The following is a 5,201-nucleotide window of genomic DNA, read 5'->3' on the forward strand; positions in this document are numbered from 1 at the left end:
TCCAGCAGCACCGTAATCGTGGTAGGAGCTACCTGGCGAGCGCGGTCGATAACGTGCTTGATGACATCGGAGGAGCCAACAATGCCAAAGCGCTCCTGAATTGAGGCACGGTCCATAGTGGAAAAAGACACACGTGATAGAAAAGCAGGCGGTCGGATACAATGTCACACCCACGCTACCGGGAGAGGATCCAGCCGTTTTGGCAGTCCGTAGAGTCTTTTAGACTGTGGCAGAAGTTGTAACGAAATACGCCAAACCGCGTACTCTAATGTAGACCACAAGAGACACGGTGCTGAATCCCATGGTACTATTGCATTGGGTATGGCAGTATTTTACATTGAAGTGTTCTGCCTTGAGCGACTTGTATTGGAGAGGGCTGGGTGGGCCGAGACAACTGCTGTGCCAGATGGGGCGGTGTTGAGCCGCATCATGCAACCAGCCCGAGCGTTCTGCGTCTTGTACAGCACGCTTCTTCTTTTCCATAGATAGCAATTATAAACACATGCCAACAGAAGCATCTGTCGTATCTTCGTCTCGTCCTCATGCCTCGCTGCGTTCGACTCCCAATGACGTGGACCCGCCGCGCATTTTTTCGGACTCGTTTTGGAAGCGCTTCCAAAACGGTGTTGAAGATTTGCCGGTGCCTGTTATCAGTTTAGATGTGAAGGGGATGATTGAGGGCATCTCGCTGGCTGCACGCCGCCTGTTGGGCTACCGGCTGAGCGACGACATCGACCCGTACTTCTTCACGCATGTGCATGGCCAGAACATGCACCGCGTGATGCGCGACCTGGCTCATATGGTGAATGCCCACACGCGCCGGACCTCGTGGCTGGTGCGGCTACAGGCGTGCTCGGGCCGGTGGCAATGGTTTCGGATTGATGTAGTCAACCGCCTGCAAATGCCCGAACAGTGCATCGTGCTGCGTCTCCGGTCGGCATAGACCAGCGCCGTACCGGATGCGGCGCAGAACCCGGTCGACGAGACCGGTCGGTATGTGAATCCGTACGTCTCATGGACTACATAGAGGAACTACGGTCTGTAGCGAGCCATATCTGTGAATGATTGATGGGCACATTCCGGGTGGGTGCCGCGGGCCTGTCGGTAGCGTATGCTTGGACGCACGCCCTTTGAGGATTGCGTGACCAAGGCGGGTCCAATCTCCGCGCTCCTTAATATTAGCGAGGTTCACCATGTCTCTCCCGATATGAGTAGAAACGCACCGTTCCCTGATGACATGCCGGGCCCACCGTCTAACGATGGCAATGAGCCATACAGTTGGATTGATGAGTGGCTCTGCGAGTACGTGGATGGCACGATGGATCCGGCACTGGAGGCTGTGTTCACGTCGTATGTCGAAGCGAATCCTGAACTGAAGGCGCACATCGAAGAGCTGCAACAGACGCGCGATCTGCTCAAACAGTGTCGCCTTCCGACCGAGCATACGCCGACCGACCGCGCACAAACGGATGTGTGCGACCATGTCGAGTCGGACCTGCTGTGTTCGAAGCTTTCCCTTCAGGAAGCCCTGGGGCAGCGTCCGCAGTTTACGGCAGGGCTCTTCGTCTCGGTTGTTGCGGCGCTCATGATTGGGGTCGTGGTAGGGGCTACCGTCGTGGGCGCGCCGCCGTCCTCGCCCGTTGCTACCAATGCGCCGACTGCTCAGAGCCCCCCTGTAGAACGGCCCCCAATCGAGCGCGGCCAGGCGGCTGATCGTCTTGCCCTGCCTGCAACCGTGCCGCCGCTGGGCGCGCAGAGCGAGCGCCGCACGCCGACCACACGCGCCGTGGCTTCTGCCGAGTCGTGGACTACGTCTGCCCTGGCTCTTGACTCGCTGCACGTGCCGCCCGCTGTGCTCGGGCTGATGCGGACGTCGCGCTGACAGGCGCACTTAAGAAGCTGTTGCAGCCGCCTCCCCTTTACAACCGTGCTGATCCTTCGCTTCTTTTTGATCCGCAACGTGGCACAACCTCCAGCCCAGGCAGTCTAAACGCAGCACATACCGCAAACGCGGGCCTTTAGCTCAGCGGTTTAGAGCGCTCGCCTCACACGCGAGAGGTCCCTGGTTCAAATCCAGGAAGGCCCACAGCATACTACCGTAAGCCCCTGTTTTTGCAGGGGCTTTTTGTTTGAGGGTAGCACATCGGTAGAATAAAGTAGTGCTCTGTCAACCCTCATTTTGATGGTTGCCCTGCAATCACCCTCCCACGAAGCCTGTCATGGTGAGTGCAGTCGAACCATCTCCTTGGTGTTTAGCAGGAACTTTTCGGGACGGCACAGCACGCGTATCCATCTTGGTTTAACCCACAGAATGACGTGTGACAGAGCAGTCGGAGGTATAGCTCCAGACAATCTGTAGCTGGCCAATTGGGGGCTATAGCTCGACCCGTTACGCCCCCACCGGCTCGGCCTCAGGCTCCGTCTCAAACACCAGTCCGGATGCGTCATCGGACAGGTCGATGTGTACAGTGTCGCCGTCGCGGATGGCGCCGCTAAGCAGGGCCTCGGCCAGCGGGTTGGCTACCTGACGCTGCATCACGCGCTTCAGCGGACGCGCCCCAAACGCGGGGTCGTAGCCGCGGTCGGCAAGCCAGTCTTTGGCGTCGTCGCTCAGGGCCAGCGTGAGGTGGTGGTTCTTCGCCGCCACCGCGCGAATGCGATCGAGCTGAATCTCCACAATCTCCCGAATGTGTGAGCGTCCGAGCGAACGGAAGGTCACGATCTCGTCGATACGGTTCAGAAACTCGGGGCGCAGCCGCTTCCGCAGCATGCGAAGCAGCTTCTCTTCCAGCTCCTGCCGCTCCATATCCGACAGATAGCCGCCGTCCACCGTATCCATCTTCTCGGTGATGATCTCCGACCCCATATTCGAGGTCATAATGATGATGGTGTTGGTGAAGTCCACGGTGCGGCCCTGGTTGTCGGTGAGGCGCCCGTCGTCGAGCATCTGCAGAAGCACGTTGAAGATCTCGGGGTGCGCCTTCTCGATCTCGTCGAGCAGGACGACCGAGTACGGCTTGCGGCGGACCTGTTCGGTAAGCTGTCCGCCCTCTTCGTAGCCCACATAGCCGGGCGCGGCGCCAATGAGGCGGCTGGCAGTGTGCTTCTCCTGATACTCGCTCATGTCGATGCGCACCATCGCGTCTTCGTCGTTGAAGAGGAAGTGCGCAAGCGACTTCGCAAGCTCGGTCTTGCCTACGCCGGTCGTGCCCAGGAAGATGAACGAGCCAATGGGACGCGACGCCTCCTGCAAGCCCGCACGTCCGCGGCGCACGGCATCGGAGACGGCCTTGATGGCTTCGGGCTGCCCCACCACGCGCTCCGAAAGCTCGTCTTCCATGCGCAGCAGCTTCTGGCGCTCGCTTTCGAGCATGCGACTGACGGGAATGCCCGTCCACCGCGACACGATGTCGGCAATGTCTTCGTCATCGATCTCCTCTTTTAGAAGCGCACCGTCTTCCTGGATAGCCGCCAGCTTCTCGTTCGCAGATTCAGCTTCTTCTTTCAGGTCGGGGATGCGCCCGTAGCGGATCTCGGCGACCTGGTCGTACTTGCCTTCGCGCTCCATATTTTCGGCCTCCACGCGCAGCTGGTCAATCTCTTCTTTCGCAGCGCGCACCGTCTGAATCAGGTCTTTCTCCTCTTTCCAGCGCGAGCGCAGCGCATCCCGCTCGTCTTCGAGGTTGGCGATCTGCTCGTTGATCGAGGCCAGCTTCTCCTCGTTCTCGTCGCGCTTCACAGCCTCGCGCTCAATTTCGAGCTGACGGATGTCGCGCTCCAGCTGGTCGAGTTCAGCAGGCATCGAGTCGATTTCGATACGGAGCTGTGCCGCCGACTCGTCGATCAGGTCGATGGCTTTGTCGGGCAGGAAGCGGTCGGTGATGTAGCGCTCGCTCAATTCGGCAGCGGCCACCAGCGCGCTATCCTGGATGCGTACGCCGTGGTGCACCTCGTAGCGCTCTTTCAGTCCGCGCAGAATGGAGACGGTGTCTTCGATGCTTGGCTCATCGACAACCACCTTCTGGAAGCGCCGCTCCAGCGCACGGTCTTTCTCGAAGTGCTTGCGGAACTCGTCGAGCGTGGTGGCGCCAATGGCACGAAGCTCGCCCCGGGCCAGCGCCGGCTTCAGGATGTTGGCGGCGTCCATGGCACCCTCGGTCGCGCCCGCGCCAACGAGCGTGTGAATCTCATCGATGAAGAGGATGAGTTCGCCATCCGACTCGCTCACCTCTTTGACCACGGCTTTGAGGCGGTCCTCAAACTCGCCGCGGTACTTGGCCCCGGCAATCAGCGCGCCCATGTCAAGCGCCACAATGCGCTTCGACTGCATGCTTTCGGGCACATCGCCCTGCACGATGCGCGTAGCAATGCCCTCGGCAATGGCCGTCTTGCCCACGCCCGCTTCGCCAATGAGCACCGGGTTGTTCTTCGTGCGTCGGCTCAGAATCTGCATCACGCGTCGAATCTCCTGATCGCGGCCAATGACCGGATCGATCTTGCCCTTACGCGCCAGCTCGTTCAGATCGCGGGCAAAGCGGTCGAGCGCTTCGTAGCGGCTCTCGGCGTGCGGATCGTCGGCGCGCTGCGTACCGCGCACATCGTCCATTACGTCCAGGAGCGTCTCCTTCGACGCGCCCTGATCGCGCAGCGCCTGCCCGATGGTGTCTTTGCCCTCAACGAGTCCCACGAGCAGGTGCTCGGTCGATACGTACTCATCGCCCATCACATCGGCCTCGGCGCGGGCGCGGTCGAACACCTTCTTCAGATCATCGCCCAGGTACTGCCCCGACACGCTGGCGCCCGAGACTTTCGGGAGTTTGTCGAGTGCCGTATCCGCCTGTTTCTGCAAGCGATCGATGTTGGCTCCAATGCGCCGCAAAATAGACACGGCAATGCCCTCCGGATCGCTGAGCACCGCCTTGAGCACGTGGGCGGGCTCTACGCCCTGATGCTGGTGCGAGGCCGCGATCTCCATCGCCTTCTGCACTGCCTCTTGCGCTTTGACCGTAAACTTTTGCAGATTCATGGGTGTGGTGTGGTTATGCAGGAAAAGACCGCGATATCATCGCATGAGTCTTCGAGCGTGCTCATGCGTTTCTTGTATAAGTCGAAAAGCATACCACAGCGGAATGCGCTGTCATGTTGGCAGGATGAAGCGGCGAAGCCTTCGAAGCGCGAATCGCCGCTCGCCCCAATGGCAG

The 5,201-nt window shown here is 59.9% G+C and carries 3 protein-coding genes and 1 tRNA gene; 3 read left to right on the top strand and 1 reads right to left on the bottom strand.

Translation table 11 applies throughout. The features are described from left to right. The first annotated feature begins 502 nt into the window (after positions 1 to 502). From R6U20_RS06445 to R6U20_RS06455, 3 genes are all read left to right on the top strand, one after another. Positions 503 to 943 (top strand): PAS domain-containing protein, encoded by a 441-nt coding sequence (locus R6U20_RS06445; RefSeq protein ID WP_410337043.1) that lies wholly within the window; start codon positions 503 to 505, stop codon positions 941 to 943. A 264-nt stretch (positions 944 to 1,207) separates the two neighbouring features. Then, positions 1,208 to 1,882 carry an anti-sigma factor family protein gene (locus R6U20_RS06450; protein WP_410337044.1) on the top strand — a complete coding sequence of 225 codons (675 nt, stop codon included), beginning with the start codon at positions 1,208 to 1,210 and terminating at the stop codon, positions 1,880 to 1,882. Positions 1,883 to 2,012: 130 nt separating this feature from the next. Continuing rightward, positions 2,013 to 2,086, top strand: a tRNA-Val gene (locus R6U20_RS06455). A 303-nt stretch (positions 2,087 to 2,389) separates the two neighbouring features. Here R6U20_RS06455 and clpB read toward each other — a convergent pair. Then, positions 2,390 to 5,026, bottom strand: coding sequence for an ATP-dependent chaperone ClpB (gene clpB / locus R6U20_RS06460; RefSeq protein ID WP_410337045.1), 2,637 nt, complete (start codon positions 5,024 to 5,026; stop codon positions 2,390 to 2,392). Between the last annotated feature and the right edge of the window lie 175 nt (positions 5,027 to 5,201).

It is taken from the genome of Longimonas sp., assembly GCF_046498435.1.
Classification (GTDB): Bacteria; Bacteroidota; Rhodothermia; order Rhodothermales; family Salinibacteraceae; genus Longimonas.